At 26.8% G+C, this 16,003-nt stretch carries 13 protein-coding genes; 1 reads left to right on the forward strand and 12 read right to left on the reverse strand.

All coding sequences use genetic code 11. The features are described 5' to 3' along the window. Positions 1-125: 125 nt before the first annotated feature. Together groL and groES are read right to left on the reverse strand one after the other, a co-directional pair. Positions 126-1,769 (reverse strand): chaperonin GroEL, encoded by a 1,644-nt coding sequence (gene groL / locus QZ429_RS00580; protein ID WP_291949477.1) that lies wholly within the window; start codon positions 1,767-1,769, stop codon positions 126-128. 10 nt (positions 1,770-1,779) lie between these two features. After that, positions 1,780-2,046, reverse strand: coding sequence for a co-chaperone GroES (groES, locus tag QZ429_RS00585; protein WP_291949482.1), 267 nt, complete (start codon positions 2,044-2,046; stop codon positions 1,780-1,782). A 163-nt stretch (positions 2,047-2,209) separates the two neighbouring features. On the opposite strand from groES, the gene QZ429_RS00590 reads away from it, so the two are divergent. Next, positions 2,210-4,744, forward strand: coding sequence for a hypothetical protein (locus tag QZ429_RS00590; RefSeq protein ID WP_291949485.1), 2,535 nt, complete (start codon positions 2,210-2,212; stop codon positions 4,742-4,744). A 24-nt stretch (positions 4,745-4,768) separates the two neighbouring features. On the opposite strand, the gene raiA is transcribed toward QZ429_RS00590, so the two are convergent. The 10 genes from raiA to QZ429_RS00640 are packed head-to-tail and all read right to left on the reverse strand — an operon-like array spanning position 4,769 to position 16,003. Continuing rightward, entirely contained in the window at positions 4,769-5,287 is a 519-nt protein-coding gene (gene raiA / locus QZ429_RS00595; RefSeq protein WP_291949488.1) for a ribosome-associated translation inhibitor RaiA, read from the reverse strand. A gap of 55 nt (positions 5,288-5,342) precedes the next feature. Beyond that, positions 5,343-6,026: an endonuclease III domain-containing protein gene (locus QZ429_RS00600; RefSeq protein WP_291949491.1), complete on the reverse strand. Its 684-nt coding sequence runs from the start codon at positions 6,024-6,026 to the stop codon at positions 5,343-5,345. Beyond that, positions 6,023-8,959 carry a DEAD/DEAH box helicase gene (locus tag QZ429_RS00605; RefSeq protein WP_291949494.1) on the reverse strand — a complete coding sequence of 979 codons (2,937 nt, stop codon included), beginning with the start codon at positions 8,957-8,959 and terminating at the stop codon, positions 6,023-6,025. The genes QZ429_RS00600 and QZ429_RS00605 overlap by 4 nt, the downstream gene beginning before the upstream one ends. Continuing rightward, positions 8,949-9,353 (reverse strand): polymer-forming cytoskeletal protein, encoded by a 405-nt coding sequence (locus QZ429_RS00610; protein ID WP_291949497.1) that lies wholly within the window; start codon positions 9,351-9,353, stop codon positions 8,949-8,951. Before QZ429_RS00610 ends, QZ429_RS00605 begins: the two co-directional genes overlap by 11 nt. Further along, positions 9,281-10,192 carry a peptidoglycan DD-metalloendopeptidase family protein gene (locus QZ429_RS00615; protein ID WP_291949611.1) on the reverse strand — a complete coding sequence of 304 codons (912 nt, stop codon included), beginning with the start codon at positions 10,190-10,192 and terminating at the stop codon, positions 9,281-9,283. The genes QZ429_RS00610 and QZ429_RS00615 overlap by 73 nt, the downstream gene beginning before the upstream one ends. Further along, positions 10,179-11,348, reverse strand: a complete 1,170-nt coding sequence (locus QZ429_RS00620) for a Mur ligase family protein (RefSeq protein ID WP_291949500.1) — start codon at positions 11,346-11,348, stop codon at positions 10,179-10,181. The genes QZ429_RS00615 and QZ429_RS00620 overlap by 14 nt, the downstream gene beginning before the upstream one ends. Next, the gene (locus QZ429_RS00625; RefSeq protein WP_291949503.1) at positions 11,345-12,718 is read right to left on the reverse strand and encodes a hypothetical protein; all 1,374 of its coding nucleotides are present in this window, start codon (positions 12,716-12,718) and stop codon (positions 11,345-11,347) included. Before QZ429_RS00625 ends, QZ429_RS00620 begins: the two co-directional genes overlap by 4 nt. Beyond that, positions 12,718-13,215, reverse strand: coding sequence for an LPS assembly lipoprotein LptE (gene lptE, locus QZ429_RS00630; RefSeq protein WP_291949504.1), 498 nt, complete (start codon positions 13,213-13,215; stop codon positions 12,718-12,720). The genes QZ429_RS00625 and lptE overlap by 1 nt, the downstream gene beginning before the upstream one ends. After that, entirely contained in the window at positions 13,212-15,641 is a 2,430-nt protein-coding gene (gene leuS / locus QZ429_RS00635; protein WP_291949507.1) for a leucine--tRNA ligase, read from the reverse strand. The genes lptE and leuS overlap by 4 nt, the downstream gene beginning before the upstream one ends. 17 nt (positions 15,642-15,658) lie before the next feature. After that, positions 15,659-16,003, reverse strand: a complete 345-nt coding sequence (locus tag QZ429_RS00640) for a DUF6394 family protein (RefSeq protein ID WP_291949509.1) — start codon at positions 16,001-16,003, stop codon at positions 15,659-15,661.

Consider the following 16,003-nt stretch of genomic DNA (forward strand, 5'->3'; position numbering starts at 1 on the left):
AAAACCTTAAAATATAATCTGCTTTAATTATACTAAAAGAATATAAAATTGAAATTGTAAATTAGACCGCCTTTAAAAATAAGACGGCCAAAAAATAAGAAAGGTAAAAAAGATGGGGGGCTAAATTACATCATTCCACCCATACCGCCCATTCCACCCATACCGCTCATATCTGGCATAGCAGCAGGTTTATCTTCTTTAATTTCGCTAATAGTAGCCTCTGTAGTAAGTAACATACTAGCAACAGAAACAGCATTTAACAATGCAATTCTTTCTACTTTAACAGGATCAATAATACCACTTTCAAGCATATTAACATATTCGCCTTTTGCAGCGTCAAAACCTTTATTTTCCTCTTGGCTATTTTCCACTGTATTTACCACAACACCAGCATCAAAACCAGCATTTTCAGCAATTTGTCTCAAAGGTGCTCTTAAAGCTCTCTCTACAATCGCAACACCAATTGCTTCATCGCCTTGTAAAAAATTTAAGTTAATTTTAGACTTTGCTTTAATTAAAGCAGCACCACCACCTACTACTATTCCTTCTTCAACAGCAGCTTTTGTAGCACTTAGCGCATCATCTACTCTATCTTTTTTCTCTTTCATTTCAGTTTCAGTAGCAGCACCAACTTTAATTACTGCAACACCACCGCTAAGTTTTGCCAATCTTTCTTGTAATTTTTCCTTATCATAATCACTTGTTGTTTCGGCAATTTGAGCTTTTATTTGTGTAATTCTCGCATCAATACTTGATTTTTCTCCAGCACCATTTACAATAGTAGTATTATCTTTATCAATAATCACACTCGAAGCTTGTCCAAGATCTTCAATACCAGCACTCTCTAAAGTTCTTCCAAGTTCTTCAGAAATCACTTCACCGCCAGTTAATATAGCAATATCTTCTAACATTGCTTTTCTTCTATCTCCAAAGCCTGGAGCTTTTACAGCAGAAATATTTAATACACCTCTTAATTTATTTACAACTAAAGTTGCTAAAGCTTCACCTTCAATATCTTCAGCTACAATTAAAAGAGGTTTACCAGTTTTTTGAATCTGTTCTAAAATTGGCAATAAATCTTTTAAATTTGCAATTTTCTTATCAAATAACAAAATATATGGACTTTGTAATTCTACCGTCATTTTTTCAGCATTAGTGATAAAATATGGGCTCAAATAACCTCTATCAAATTGCATACCTTCAACAACATTTAACTCATCATTAATTGACTTTGCCTCTTCAACGGTAATTACTCCGTCTTTACCTACTTTTTCCATAGCATCAGCAATTAAACTTCCGATTTTTTCATCAGAATTTGCTGATATCGTTGCAACTTGAGCAATTTCTTTTTTATCTTTTACTTCGCGAGACATTTTTTTAAGTTCAGCTACAATCGCCTCGCAAGCTTTATCCATACCTCTTTTTACTTCAATAGGATTTGCACCAGCTGTAATATTTCTTAAACCTTCTTTAAATATAGCATGCGCTAATACAGTTGCTGTAGTAGTGCCATCTCCTGCTTGATCAGCTGTTTTACTCGCAACTTCTCTTACTAAAGAAGCACCCATATTCTCTAAAGAATCTTTAAGTTCCACTTCTTTTGCTACACTAACACCATCTTTGGTAATAGATGGAGCACCAAAACTTTTTTGAATTAACACATTGCGACCTCTTGGTCCCATTGTAACTTTAACCGCATCATTTAATTTTTTAACACCCTCATAAAGCTTGTTTCTTGCTTCATCTGAAAAAAATATTTCTTTTGCCATTTAATATCCTTTATTTTAAAATTCCTAATATATCATCAACATTTAAAACTAAATATTCTACATTATCTATTTTTATTTCTGTACCACCATATTTTGCAAAAATCACAACATCGTTTATTTGTATTTCTTTTCCTTCCACTTCTTTACTTGCTGCGACAACTTCTCCCTTTAATGGCTTTTCTTTAGCATTATCTGGTATAATAATTCCTGAAGCAGTCGTAGTAGCTTCTTCTAAGCGTTTAACTAATACACGCTTTCCTAAAGGTTGAAAATTCATTTTTTATCCTTTCAAAATGTATCATTATTAGCACTCGTTATTTTTGAGTGATAACAATTATACATAAAATAAAGTAAATTGTCAATAAATTAAGTTATATATATCATATAAGTTTAGTCTATTAAACTAAATTTATATGATATATTAGTATAAAGGTATTAAAATGAAAAAAATTTTTTATACTTCCTTAATAGTTGTTTTCATACTGCTAGCAAGTAGCTATGTTTTACTTTTTACAAGCATAGGAAATAATTTCTTAAAACCAAAACTAGAAGAGATTATCATACAAAAAAGCGGTATAAAGGTTAAATTTGATAATTTCAAAATTCGCTTTTCTACTTTAGATATAAAGGCGAATTTAGATGATAAATTTTTTATTAATATTGAAGGAAATATATCTCCTTTGAGTTTAGGTTTTGATTTAAATTATATTATAGACTTGCAAAAAAAATACATTAAAGAGCTAAAATTAAGCAATCAACAAGATATTACTTTTAAAGGAAATATTATCGGAAAAAGTAGTAATTTCAATATAAATGGAAATGGATTTTTATTTGATTCTATTCTTAATCTAAAGGCCAATATTGTTAATTTTTATCCTTTAAATTTGCAATTTTTAGGAAAAGATATGGATATGACTCAAATTTTAGATTTTATAAATTTACCAAGATATATCCAAGGAAAAATAAGTATTACCACTAATATTAACGCCAAAGATTCAAAAGCAAATGGAAGTTCTTTAATTAGTTTTTATACAAACTCCATTAATAATACATTAATTCAACGAGATTTCAATCTTAGCTTGCCAAAAGAAAATTTTATAAAAGGTGAAATTAATTCTTTAATACAAAATGATATTATTACTTCTAAAAGTAAAATTTTAAGTAATTTTTTTAAATTCTATACTCAACAAAGTATTTATGAGCTTCAAAACAACAAATTAAATTCTGATTTTGAAATTCTTTTAGATGATTTTAATCAATTTTCAAGTATCGCTAAAATAAAACTTCAAGGAAAAAGTAAAATTAATGGCAACTTAGAATTTACACAAAATCAATTAAAAAAAATAGATGCTACTTTTTATGGACTTGGTGGAGAATTAAAAGCTACACTTTTAGATGATAATTTAAATTTAAATACAAGCTCTATTGAGATTGCACAATTGCTCAATACCATTTCTATGCCAAAATTTATAAATTCTAAATTACAATTAGATTTTAATGCTAAAGGTTTAGATTTTAAAAATTTTGATCTTTTTGTAGAACTTAAAAATGCAAATATTAATGCTAGTGAATTTAAAAAAATCAATAATCTAGATTTTCCAAAGACTAATTTTAATTTACAAGCAAAAGCAGATGCAAAAAATTCATTAATTAATTATGAAATGTCACTAGATTCAAATATAGCCAAAATTTCAAATTTAAGCGGTTTGTATCATCTTGAAAATAAAAATCTAAATTTAAATTTAAATGCATTTATAGACAATCTTAATAAAATAAAAGTTTTAACCAAGCAAGACCTTAATGGACCTTTAAGTATAGACGCTAAAATCGATCTTAAGGAAAATATTATACAAAACCTTGATGCAAATATCAAAATTATGCAAGGATTAATCAACGCAAAATATAATGGAAAAAATTTGCAAGCAACTATAAATAGTTTGAAATTACAACAGATTTTTCCTTTAATAAGACAACAAGTTTTAGCATATGGAAATATTTATGCAGATATAAAATTAGATTCTTTAGATTTTAATAATTTAAATGGAAAATTTAATGTAAATATTGATTCGTCTTTCAATGAAATAGAACTTTCAAAATTTCTTAATAAAAAATTTCCAAAAAATACTTCAGCGAAAGTAAATATCGAAGGAAAAATTAACAAATCTATTCTAGATTTTGATACAAAAATACATTCATCTTTTGCTAACATCAATACCTTTAAAGGTAAATTTGATATTAATAAAATTTTTCTACAAAGCAACTATGATATTTCAATCAATGACTTTTCAACCTTAGGATTTTTAGTAGATAGAAAATTAAAAGGAAATGCAAATTTTAATGGTCAATTAAATTTTGAAAATAATTTAATTGATGCAAGCATTTTTAGTAAAAAAATCTTTGAAGGGCAAATGGAAGCAACTTTAAAAAATAATATATTAAAAGCAGATATTAAAAATATTGATTTATCAATTTTAACTCAAAGTTTAGATTTACCAGATTATTACGAAGCAAAATCTGATTTAAAAGCAAATTACAATCTTTCAACAGAAAGTGGAGAAGTTTTGTTAAATCTTAAAAATGGAAAGCTAAAAAAGAATTTAATGATAAATACACTGATATTATTATTACAAAAAGATATTACCAAAGATGTTTATCGTAGCGGGGACGCAAGTGCTATTATCAATAAAAATCTAATTGATTTAAATCTCAATTTACTAGCTGATAATAGTAAAATAAATATCACAAAAGGTAAAGTTAATACTAAAAATAGTGCCTTAAATATCCCGTTTAATATAGAAATAGACAGGGCAATATTTAAAGGAATAATTAAAGGAACAATAGAAAATCCAAAGATAAAACTTGATACAAAAAGCACATTAAATACAATCAAAAATATCATTACTAGACAAGATCCAAAAGAAGAAAAGAATAAAAATGACAAGGGTATAAATAAGCTTTTTAATAAAATATTCTAAGCCCTTAAGAGCTTAGAATATCATTTAAAATAAACCGAATTTTCCATCTTTTTTCTTAAATAAAACTCTCATCTTAGCGTCCATATCATTAAAAACTAAAAATATATCTTTGCTAGATTTAAGTTTTTCTAAAGCTTCATCAATTTCTAAAGGCTTATAAAGCTCAAGTTCTACAGGAATTATTTCATCATCATCAATAACACTTGATAAAATGATATTTTCTTTTATTTCATCTTGGTGTTTATGAGTAGTATTTTTATCGTGCAACCTTCTTAAAACTTTAGAAATTCTATCAATTGCTAAATCTATTGCAGCATATAAGTCTTTATCCTTTTGCTTAACAACAACGGTATTAATTCCTGCTAAATTTATACCAAATTCAACCCAAAATCCTTTTTTTCCATGTCTTTCATCAGCACTAATCACACAACGAGCAGAAATTACATCAAGATTATACTTTGTCAAAGTATCAAAACTTTTTTCTACATACTCTTTAATGGAATCTGTAAGCTCAAATTGTTTCCCGACTATACTTGTATTCATTACCTCTCCTTTTTTGAAGTCAAATACATTATAGCACTTTAAAAAAAACAAAACACTAAGTTATCATCAAAGGCTTTAGTATTTCTTGTCCTTGAATTGATATATTTTTACCCAAAAAATATTTTTTACAAAAAATTACAATCATTGCATGAAAAATTTGATAAAGTTCATAAAGTTCATATTGTCTTTTTAATAATTTATTTAATTTATTTTGATTACTAGATATATTTTGTATAAAAAAATCATTTAAATTTTCATAATTATCTAATTCATAACCTAAATATTTTGAAATTTTTGCACTATAAGCATCTACTACTAATACTTCACGCTTACAAATATAATTTAAAATTCCATCAACACTTTCTTGACCTAATCCTTTAATACCCAAAAGCCATTCTCGACAAACTTTATTTTTAAATTCATCTAGTGAAATAAAATTATCAAAAAAAGCTTGGATAAAATTTTTTATATATTTAGCTTTTGTATTATAAAAACCACTAGGTTTTATCAAAAAAGCAAGATTTTGTGTTGAAATAGCTTTAAGATCTTCAAGCTTAGTGATATTGGCACATCTTAAATTATCTAAAGCTTTAAGCACATTTTTCCAATTCGTATTTTGAGTTAAAATAATAGAAACTAAAATTTCAAATTCACTTAATTTATCATTTTCAATCCACTCAAATTCATTAAAATTAATATTAGCTAAAATCAAAGTTTCAAATATATCATATCCACTCATAATTTTACACTCCTAAGATGAGTAAGCACTGCATCTAATATATCATCATCATCTTTACTTTTTGCCTTAATAATCTCTTTATTTTCATCATCTTTTACAAAACAAATATTTTGTTCAAAATTGCTAATTAGCTTATAGTCATTGCTAGCTAAAATTTTTATCGTGATTAAATCTAAAAATTGCTTTGTGTAAAGATCTAATTTTCCAAAACGATCAATCATTTCACTTTCTATTTCTAATATTTCACTCACGCTCACACATTTACTAAGCCTTCTATAAAGCTCTAATCTCAAACGATCTTCATTAATATATTCACTATTAATAAAAGCATTTACATTTAATTTTAATTCAATCTTTTTTTCTTTGATTGTTTCATTCTTGCTTAATTTGTTAATTTCATCTTCAAGCATCTTAAGATACAAGCTATAACCAATTTGTTCTATATGCCCACTTTGATCAACACCCAACAAATTTCCACCACCACGAATTTCTAAATCATGATAAGCAAGAACAGAGCCTGAACCTAAATAAGAATTGCTTTCTAAACTAGTTAATCTTTTTAAAGAATCTTTAGTAATTTTTTCCTTATCTTCAATTAAAAAATAACAATATCCTTGTATAGCGCTTCGTCCGACTCTACCTCTTAATTGATGTAAATCAGCCATACCAAACCGATCTGAATTTTCAACTATAATAGTATTTGCATTTGGAAGATCTATGCCACTTTCAACTATAGAAGTGCATAATAATAAATCATATTCTTTATTTTCAAATTTAAGCATCTCTTCTTCAGTTGTTTTAGCATCGATTTTAGAGTGTAATATTAAAATTTTTAAATATGGAAATAATTCTAAAAGATATTCTTTACTCTCATTAATACTTGCAATATGATTATGAATATAAAATATTTGACCTGCTCGTCTTAATTCTCTTGAAATAGCTTCTTTAATCAAAGCATTACTACTTTCTCTAACAAAAGTTCTTACATCTAAACGATCCTCTGGTGGAGTTTGCAAAATACTATAAGATTTTAAAGAACTTAATGCTTGATTTAAACTTCTTGGTATAGGTGTTGCAGACATTGAAAGAATATGTGAATTTTTACTAAGCTCTTTTAATTTTTCTTTTTGCTTAACACCAAATTTATGTTCTTCATCAATTACAACTAAACCTAAATTTTCGCACTCTATATTTAAAAGAGAATGGGTCCCAACCACCACGCAAGGTTTTTTTTCTTTTAAAAATTCTAAAATTTGTTTTTTTTCTTTCGAACTAGTAAAACGATCAAGTTTTAAAACACTTATATTAAACCTAGTAAATCTTTGTTTTAATGTCTTAAAATGCTGAGAAGAAAGCAAAGTCGTAGGAACAAAAAATAAAGCAGTATAGCCACTTTTTATGCAAGAGAATATGGCATTCATAGCAACTTCTGTTTTACCAAATCCAACATCACCGCTTAATAATCTATCCATAACCTTAAAACTTTGTAAATCTTGAGAAATTTCTTTACAAACTTGCTCTTGATCTTTAGTATAAATAAATCCAGCGCTATTTACAAATTCATCTTGTAATTCATCTGCAATACATATTTTTTTAGCTTTAATTAACGATCTAGTAGCAGCCAATGAAACTATATTAGAAGCGATAATGAAAAGTTTTTCTTTGAGTTTTTCTTTGAGTTTTAAAAATGTTCCTTTGCCAAGCTTATCAAGCAAAGGTATGCTACCGCTAGCACCAATATATTTATCTATCATATATAAGTTTTCAACAGGCAAAAGCAATTTGTCATTATTTAAATAACCAAGTGCTACAAATTCTTTTTTTGCTCCAGCAATAACAATAATTTCAAGTCCTAAAAATTTAGCTATTCCATAATCTTCATGAACGATATAATCACCTATTCTAAGCTCATCTATAACCAAATTTACTTTTCTAATTCTTTTATTTTTCTGTTTTTTATTTAAAGAAATAATTAATTTTTCTTTAGTGATTAAATTTAATCTTATATCGCATAATTTTAAAGTAATATTTTGAGAATATTCTACATTTAAAGCTTTAAATAAAACCTCATTCTTAGCTAAAATTAAAATATTTTTATCTTTATGAAAAGAAAAAAAATCTTGATTATAAGTACTTAATAAATCTTTACAATGCTTAGCTTGCGGTAAAATATATTGATTAATTTTACTGACACTTTCTTCAAAATCTTCATTATCAAATTTTTTAGTACTTATAAAATTTAAATTTAAATAATCATAAAAATCATCGATACACCAAAAACCCAAAGAATTAATATCATTAACAATACTTTGACTTTGAAAATTTTTAATTTTTTCCTGCAATTTTTCATATTGATCTTTATTTAAATTACTTAAAAATGGACATATTTCTATGCTAGAAAGTTCTTGAGGTATAGATTTTTGAGAGTTTATATCAAAATATCTTATACTTTCTATTTCATCTGAAAAAAGCAAAATTCTAAATGGTTGTTCTTCATTGATAGCAAAAATATCAATTATTTCTCCACGAATAGAAATTTCCCCTTTATCTTGAATAATATCTACAAATTCATACCCACTATATAAAATTTCTTCTTTAAATTTTTCCAATCTAATTAAAGAATTTTTCTTTAATATTATATTTTGTAAGTTATTTTTTCCTGGTAGTTTCTGTAAAATGGTTCTAATAGGTGAAATTAAAATCTTTTTTTGTGTTTGTTTGTGATAAGCACTTAAAACCTTACAAATCTCAAATAATTCTTTTGAAAAAGAACGTAAATCACTTCCAAAATATGCTCTAAAATCTGGTAAAACATAAGTTTTAAATTCTAAATACAAACAAACTTGAGCTAAATCATCAGCTTCTTTATCATCTTCGCAAATGATTAACTCAATTTGTGTATCTTGTAAATATTCATACAATCTAGCTTGCATCTTGATTTTTTTCTTCTACACCACTAAATACAGCCGCTTCCTCATCTTTTTCTACAATTTTACTACTTCCATTGAATTTACCACCATTTTCTATACTAAGTTGCTTAACGATGATATTTCCATTTAAAATACCTCCGGATAAAATCTCAAGAGAATCAACATTCATTTCTCCTTCAAAAATACCATTAATTACTATTTTATTAGCTTTAACCTGACCTTTTAAAACACCACTTTTACCTATTACTATTACACTTGAAGAAGTTACTTCTCCAATGATTTCTCCATCTAAATGAAGCATAGAATTAAAATAAAAATTACCCTCTATTTTTGCACCGCTTGAAATGACTGTAGTTTCGGATACTGAAGCAATAGAGCCTTTATTAAAGATTGCCATGGAACTCTCCTTTCTTGATCAAAAATTTGTTCATAGTTTTTATGATTTAAATTTATAAAAATTGTAGGATCTAAAAGTTTATTGATAAATCGAACTTCATAATGCAAATGCGGACCAGTAGAAAGTCCTGTGCTGCCTGTATAACCTAACAATTGACCCTTTCTTACAAATTCTCCTGCTTTTACGACATCTTGACGAGTCATATGAGCATATACCGTTTTAAACCCAAAATTATGGATTAAAATCACAGAATAACCATACCCGTTATTGCTATATGCAGCATATTCTACAACTCCATTTGCAGGGGCATAAATAGGAGTTTTCAAAGGTGCTCTTAAATCAATACCTGGATGGAATTCTTTTTTGTTTAATATAGGATGATGACGCCAACCAAAATCCCCTGTAACGCCATTATCTGGTATTACATGACCATTTGGAATTTGAGTTAAAAATAAATATGCTTGGTCATTGGTTAATTTTACCTTTTCTAATCTTTCGGGTATATCTAAACTTTCATCTTGCTTTAAACCAAGATTTTCTTCAATATCGGCAAGTTGAGTTTGAAGCTCATCATATAAAGCGGCTTTTTCCTCTAAATTTTTTTGCATACTTTCATTTTGAGAAAAAAGTTTAGTATTTTTTGCACTCAAACTTTCTTGATCTTTTAAAAGTTCTGATCTTTTAGTTGCTAAATAATTAATATATAAAGCGCCTAAAACTATCACTACGAAAACAAAAGATGTAAAATAAATAATTACTTTCTTAATAATTTGACTCAACAAAAAATGTCTAGAACCATTGACATCTGTTATAGTAAGTGTAAATTTATCTTTCACAATATCCTCTTAAAAATTTTTCAACTAAAACAAAAGAACCAAAAACTAAATATAAATTCTCATTTTTTATAGATTCAAATGTCTTGTATTTAATGTTTAATTCCTCTAAACATTTTATCAACTCTTCGCCAGCTAAAACCCTATCTTCGCACTGATAATCATAAATTTCAATTATTTTAATAATAGGCTTTAATATCCTTAAAATACTACGAAAATCTTTATCTAAAAAACAATTATAAACTAAATGAACTTTTTTTTCCTTGAAAATTGAAATTAAAGCTGATGCTGCCATCTCATTATGACCAACATCAACAAAAAGATTATAAGAAATTTGCTCACATCTAGCCCTTAAATCAAGTTTTGAAAGCTTCTTAATATTTTCAACTAAATCACTCTTATTTTTATTTAAAATCAACATAAAACTTTCTAATGCAAGCAAAAGATTATCTTTTAAAAATGTGGCTAAAGAATATTTTTCAATGTATTGTTTAGCTAAAAATTCAATCTTTTTATCTTCGTGAAATGAAGATATCCAAAGTGTAGATTTTTTTAAAAGTGCAATATGCTTGGCTAAATTTAAAATTTCTTTATTTTGATTGCTAGAAATAATCGCTTTAATTTTCATAGTTTTTAATTTAGTTCTTGCAATACTATTAAGAGTGCTTCCTAATATATCTTGATGATCAAAACCAATTCTAGTAAAAACACTAAATTCTTTCTCAAAAACACTTGTAGCATCATACTCTCCGCCAACACCAGCTTCAAATATTACATAATCACATCTTTCAAAAGCTATCAACGCTAAAAAAGTAGCATATTCAAAATAACTAAGTCTCATTAAGTCTTTAGTTAATATTTGTTCTAATTTTTGATGTGCCTTTTCCAATGTTTCATCGTCTAAAATATTACCATTTAACCAAAATCTTTCATTAAAAGAAAAAATATGAGGACTAGTATAATGACCTACGTTAAAACCTTCTTGCTGCAAAAGCATAGCCAAAAATCTCCCTGTGCTACCTTTGCCATTAGTCCCTACAATCTGAATATTTTTTGTTTTTGCAAAATGATCTTTATATTTTTCATATATAGAAAACATAAAAAATCTATTAATTTTTTTATAAAACATAGTTTTTTTTGTAATAAAATCTTTAAATTTCATTTTACACTTTTATCTATAAGATCTTTTAAAATATCACCATCTGCAAAACTGCTTTTTTCTATGTATGATGTTAATAATTTTATTTTTACAACTCTATCTTTATAAATAAACTTATAATCTTCAATAAGTTTTAATACTCTTTCTGTGAAAATTTGACCATATTCTAAATTTTTTCCTGGTAAAATAACAAGATAAGAGCTCTCATCTAAAATCCAAATTTCTTCAGTATTTTTACAAGAATCTTTTAAAATTTTCTTAAATTTTTCTTCAATAGTTTTATAACTATCGACTCCATATGTATTAATTATGTGTTCTATATCATTTATTTTGAAAAAACATAAAGTATAATTCACAGCATAAAGATAATAATTTTCATCAAGCTTTTTAAGCTCTTGAGCTAAATTCCATTGCTCTCTTTGCTCATCATCACTAGTGGCATGAATTTGTGTTTTAATTTGTGCAATTTGTTCATTTGCATATAATAATTTGTCTTTTAAAATATCAAAATTAACTTGCACATTACCATTTTTGTCTTTAGTTAAAGTATCAATAAATTTTACATCTTCTTGACTATGATTATAAAGCTTAGACACCATCTCATTTAAGCTTTCTAAATGCTTATGAAAAAAGGAAAGATTTTTTTGTATATAATATCTATCTATAGCTTCTTTCTTTTGCATCATCAAACAAAAATCACGAGCAAATTCTTTTCTTGCTATTAGTCTTGGATTTTCTCTTAATTGTTCCTTAAATTGCTCTATCTCCTTACTCTCTCCAAATAAGGGATCTAAACTACAAAGCAATAATTCTGCTTGTTTTTCATAAGAACGCTCTTTTAACATAAAAATAAGTTTTTCTATTAAAAAATAAAAATCAGAAAAATTTCTTATATTTAATTCTTCTAATTTCTTTAATAATTCTTCATCTTCATAACTTTTCTCAAGCTCTTTCCATTTTGATCTTAAAAGATAAATCGTTTCAATGTCCATTGCTTGAGATAACCTACACAATGAAGCTTGAGCTAATTCTTTAATCTTTTTGTCTTTACTTATACTAAGTTGATAAATAATTAATTCTAATAAAGCATAAACATCTTCATATTTTTTACTAGTTTGTCTATTAAGTCTTGAAACCAAAAAAGCTAAAAATTCATCAATAGTATAAATTTTTTTTCTTTTTAATTCTTGTTTGTATATATCATCTAATAAATTAATGTATTTTTCAATTCTAGCCTTATTGAAGCTTGCAATACCTGCCTTTTGCGCACACTCTTCAAAAATTTCACTATAATTTTCCGGAGTTGGATGAAGTTTTCTTTCTTTTAATTTTATTAGGGTTTCTTTTGCAATTTCATTAATATGACTTGCCATTATTTATAACCTCTAATAGCAACAATAGAAATAAATTCATCAAATGCTTGACTTGAAGCATTTTTAATCGCCTCAAATCTTGCTTGATCACTTATAATCGAATTAGGATTAATATCAAAATAATAACTACCCTTAGTATTGATAATTTCTTCTTTTCCATTTTGATAACGCAATTTAAATTCCAAAAATAATTCTGCTTTATAATTAACAACATAACCATTTTTATCATAAATCATTGGCGTATATTTTAAATCTTTCATTGTAACAATAATAATACTATCAGCACTATTTTCATTAGTGATACTTCTACCAAGTTTATTTAACATAGCTTCTCTTAAAACATCTGTGATAAATACACTATTTTGAGGATCTTGTTTGCTAATATTAATCTTTAAAAAAACATTTTCCCCCAGCACTACTCCAGCCATATGTGATGATGGTATATATCCACAAGAAACTAAAAAAAAAGCTAAAAATGTAAAAATTAGTTTTTTCATTTAACAACCAAATTTACAAGTTTTTTATCAATATAAATCTCTTTAATCAACTCTTTATCAGCAATCCACTTTGCTACATTTTTCTTAGCTAATATTAAAATTTCATCTTTACTCATATTGGATAAAATTTCTATCTCGCCACGCTTTTTACCATTTACACTAATTACAATCGTAAAATTATCTTTGAGAAAAACCTCTTCTTTAATCTCTAAAACTTTAAAATTTTCACATTTAAATAAATATTCGCTTAATTCAAAGCAAATATGAGGAATCACGGGTTCTAAAATATTCAAAATAATATAAAACGCTTCTTTTAAAATTTTTTCATTATATATAGCATTTAAAGCATTTAAAGCTTCCATACATGAAGCAATCAAAGTATTAAAAGCAAAATTTTCTTCATAAACCTCAAAAGACTTTTTTAAAGCCTCATAAACTTTTAATCTCGCATATTTTTCATCTTTATTTAAATCATTATGATTAATTTGCTCTAAGTAACCAGGTTGCAATTTTATTGCTTTTTCATATAGTCTATTAATAAATTTAAAAGCTCCCTCTAACGCATTATCATTCCATTCTAACTCTTTAGCAGGAGGTGCTGCAAAAAGTATAAACAATCTTGCACTATCAGCTCCATATTTTTCTATAATATAATCAGGATCAACAACATTACCCTTAGACTTACTCATCTTAAAGCCATCTTTAGTAACCATACCTTGAGTTAAAAGTCTCTCAAAAGGCTCATTATCCCTTAAATATCCTAGATCTCTTAATGCTTTTTGAAAAAATCTAGCATACAACAAATGCAATATCGCGTGCTCAATACCTCCAATATACTCATCTACATTCATCCAATAATCAACACTTTTTCTATCAATAGCCTGATTTTCCCATGTGCGATTATCACTTGCAAAACGTGCAAAATACCAAGAGCTTTCAAAAAAAGTATCTAAAGTATCAGTCTCTTTTTGAGCTAACTTACCGCATTTTGGACAAATACATTCTTTCCATTTTTCGTGTTTATCTAAAGGATTACCCTCGCCATTAATAATTACATCTTCTGGTAAATTTATAGGCAAATTCTCAATTTTTTGAGGCACTAAACCACAATTATGACATTTAATCATAGGTATAGGAGCACCCCAATACCTTTGCCTTGAAACGCCCCAATCTCGAATTTTAAAATTAGTTATTTTTTTACCAATACCTAATTCTTTAATTTTTAAACTAATTTTTTCTCGTGCCTCATCGCATTCTAAATTATTAAACTCATCACTATTTATTAATTTACCTTCCTTAGCAGAATAAAACTCTTGATATTTATTATCTTTTGCAATTACTTGTTTTACAGCAAGATTATATTTCTTTGCAAATTCATAATCTCTTTCATCATGAGCTGGAACGCCCATAATAGCTCCACTACCATAATTTCCCAATACAAAATTTGCAACCCACAATGGAATTTTTTCCTTATTTAAAGGATGTATAGCATAAAGATCTAAAAAATAGCCCTCTTTTTCAGACGCTTGCCTTTGACGCGGACTTTGATTTTGTATATTTTGAATTTTTTCCACTAGATCTTGCTTTAAAACCCCTTTAGAAATTAACTCATTTACAATTTGATGATCAGGAGCTAAAGCAATATAAGAAACTCCATATATCGTCTCTGCTCTTGTAGTAAAAACATTAACCTTTTCAACTTCTATTTTATTATTTTTATCTAAAATAAAATCAAAACCAAGCCCTACACTTTTTCCTATCCAATTTTCTTGCATTGTTAAAACTTGATTAGGCCATTTGCCCTCTAATCTTTTTAAATCTTGCAATAATTCTTCAGCATATTCAGTAATTTTAATATAATATCCAGGCATTTTTTTTCTAATAACATCATAACCACAACGCCAGCATTTACCATCTTCTACTTGTTCATTTGCCAAAACCGTTTTATCATTATCACACCAATTAACCTCAGCTTCTTTTGTATAAATAAGACCTCTTTCATACATTTTAATAAAAATTTCTTGTTCAAATTTTGTATATAAAGGATCTGAAGTTGCAAACATCTGTTTTTTTGAAAATGAAAAACCTAAAGAGAACAATTCATTTTTCATATAATCAATATTTTCATAAGTCCATTTTTTAGGATGAACACCATGTTTTATAGCAGCATTTTCAGCGGGCATACCAAAGCTATCAAAACCTATTGGATGTAAGACGTTAAAGCCCTTTTTTCTATAATATCTTGCAATCGCATCACCTATAGAATAATTTCTAACATGTCCCATATGAATTCTACCACTAGGATAAGGAAACATTGATAAAACATATTTTTTTGGTAAAGAATAATCATCTTTAGGCTCAAAATAATTATCCTTTTGCCATTTATCTTGCCACTTTTTTTCTATTTGCGATGCTTCATACGCCATTTGCTTACTCCTGATTATTAATTATCATCTTCTGTATTTTTTACCGAATCAACTATTACTAAAATCATTGAAAATACATTAGCTATCAATGCACCTATTGCTAAAGTATAAACCATCACATTGGCACTTGGATTAATCTGCATTAACGCAAATGCAGGTATTAAATGCAAATCTGCGACTAAAGAACTAGCGAACAATTCTGCTGCTAAAAAGTTTCTAACACCAATTTTTAATAATGTAGAAATTAAATTTACACAAGCTGCTACAAATAAAGCCACTTCATTTTGCTCGTATAAAAAACCTGCTATAGTGGTTAAGCTCATAAGAGCAAAAAAGATATATACAACTTTACCCCAATTCAT

It is taken from the genome of Campylobacter sp. (genome assembly GCF_020024835.1).
GTDB lineage: Bacteria > Campylobacterota > Campylobacteria > Campylobacterales > Campylobacteraceae > Campylobacter_D.

What these genes read in the sequence shown, in the direction of transcription:
- groL (WP_291949477.1), bottom strand. Translation starts at nt 1,769, where the DNA reads ATGGCAAAAGAAATATTTTTTTCAGATGAAGCAAGAAACAAGCTTTAT.
- groES (WP_291949482.1), bottom strand. Translation starts at nt 2,046, where the DNA reads ATGAATTTTCAACCTTTAGGAAAGCGTGTATTAGTTAAACGCTTAGAA.
- QZ429_RS00590 (WP_291949485.1), top strand. Translation starts at nt 2,210, where the DNA reads ATGAAAAAAATTTTTTATACTTCCTTAATAGTTGTTTTCATACTGCTA.
- raiA (WP_291949488.1), bottom strand. Translation starts at nt 5,287, where the DNA reads ATGAATACAAGTATAGTCGGGAAACAATTTGAGCTTACAGATTCCATT.
- QZ429_RS00600 (WP_291949491.1), bottom strand. Translation starts at nt 6,026, where the DNA reads ATGAGTGGATATGATATATTTGAAACTTTGATTTTAGCTAATATTAAT.
- QZ429_RS00605 (WP_291949494.1), bottom strand. Translation starts at nt 8,959, where the DNA reads ATGCAAGCTAGATTGTATGAATATTTACAAGATACACAAATTGAGTTA.
- QZ429_RS00610 (WP_291949497.1), bottom strand. Translation starts at nt 9,353, where the DNA reads ATGGCAATCTTTAATAAAGGCTCTATTGCTTCAGTATCCGAAACTACA.
- QZ429_RS00620 (WP_291949500.1), bottom strand. Translation starts at nt 11,348, where the DNA reads ATGAAATTTAAAGATTTTATTACAAAAAAAACTATGTTTTATAAAAAA.
- QZ429_RS00625 (WP_291949503.1), bottom strand. Translation starts at nt 12,718, where the DNA reads ATGGCAAGTCATATTAATGAAATTGCAAAAGAAACCCTAATAAAATTA.
- lptE (WP_291949504.1), bottom strand. Translation starts at nt 13,215, where the DNA reads ATGAAAAAACTAATTTTTACATTTTTAGCTTTTTTTTTAGTTTCTTGT.
- leuS (WP_291949507.1), bottom strand. Translation starts at nt 15,641, where the DNA reads ATGGCGTATGAAGCATCGCAAATAGAAAAAAAGTGGCAAGATAAATGG.
- QZ429_RS00640 (WP_291949509.1), bottom strand. Translation starts at nt 16,003, where the DNA reads ATGAATTGGGGTAAAGTTGTATATATCTTTTTTGCTCTTATGAGCTTA.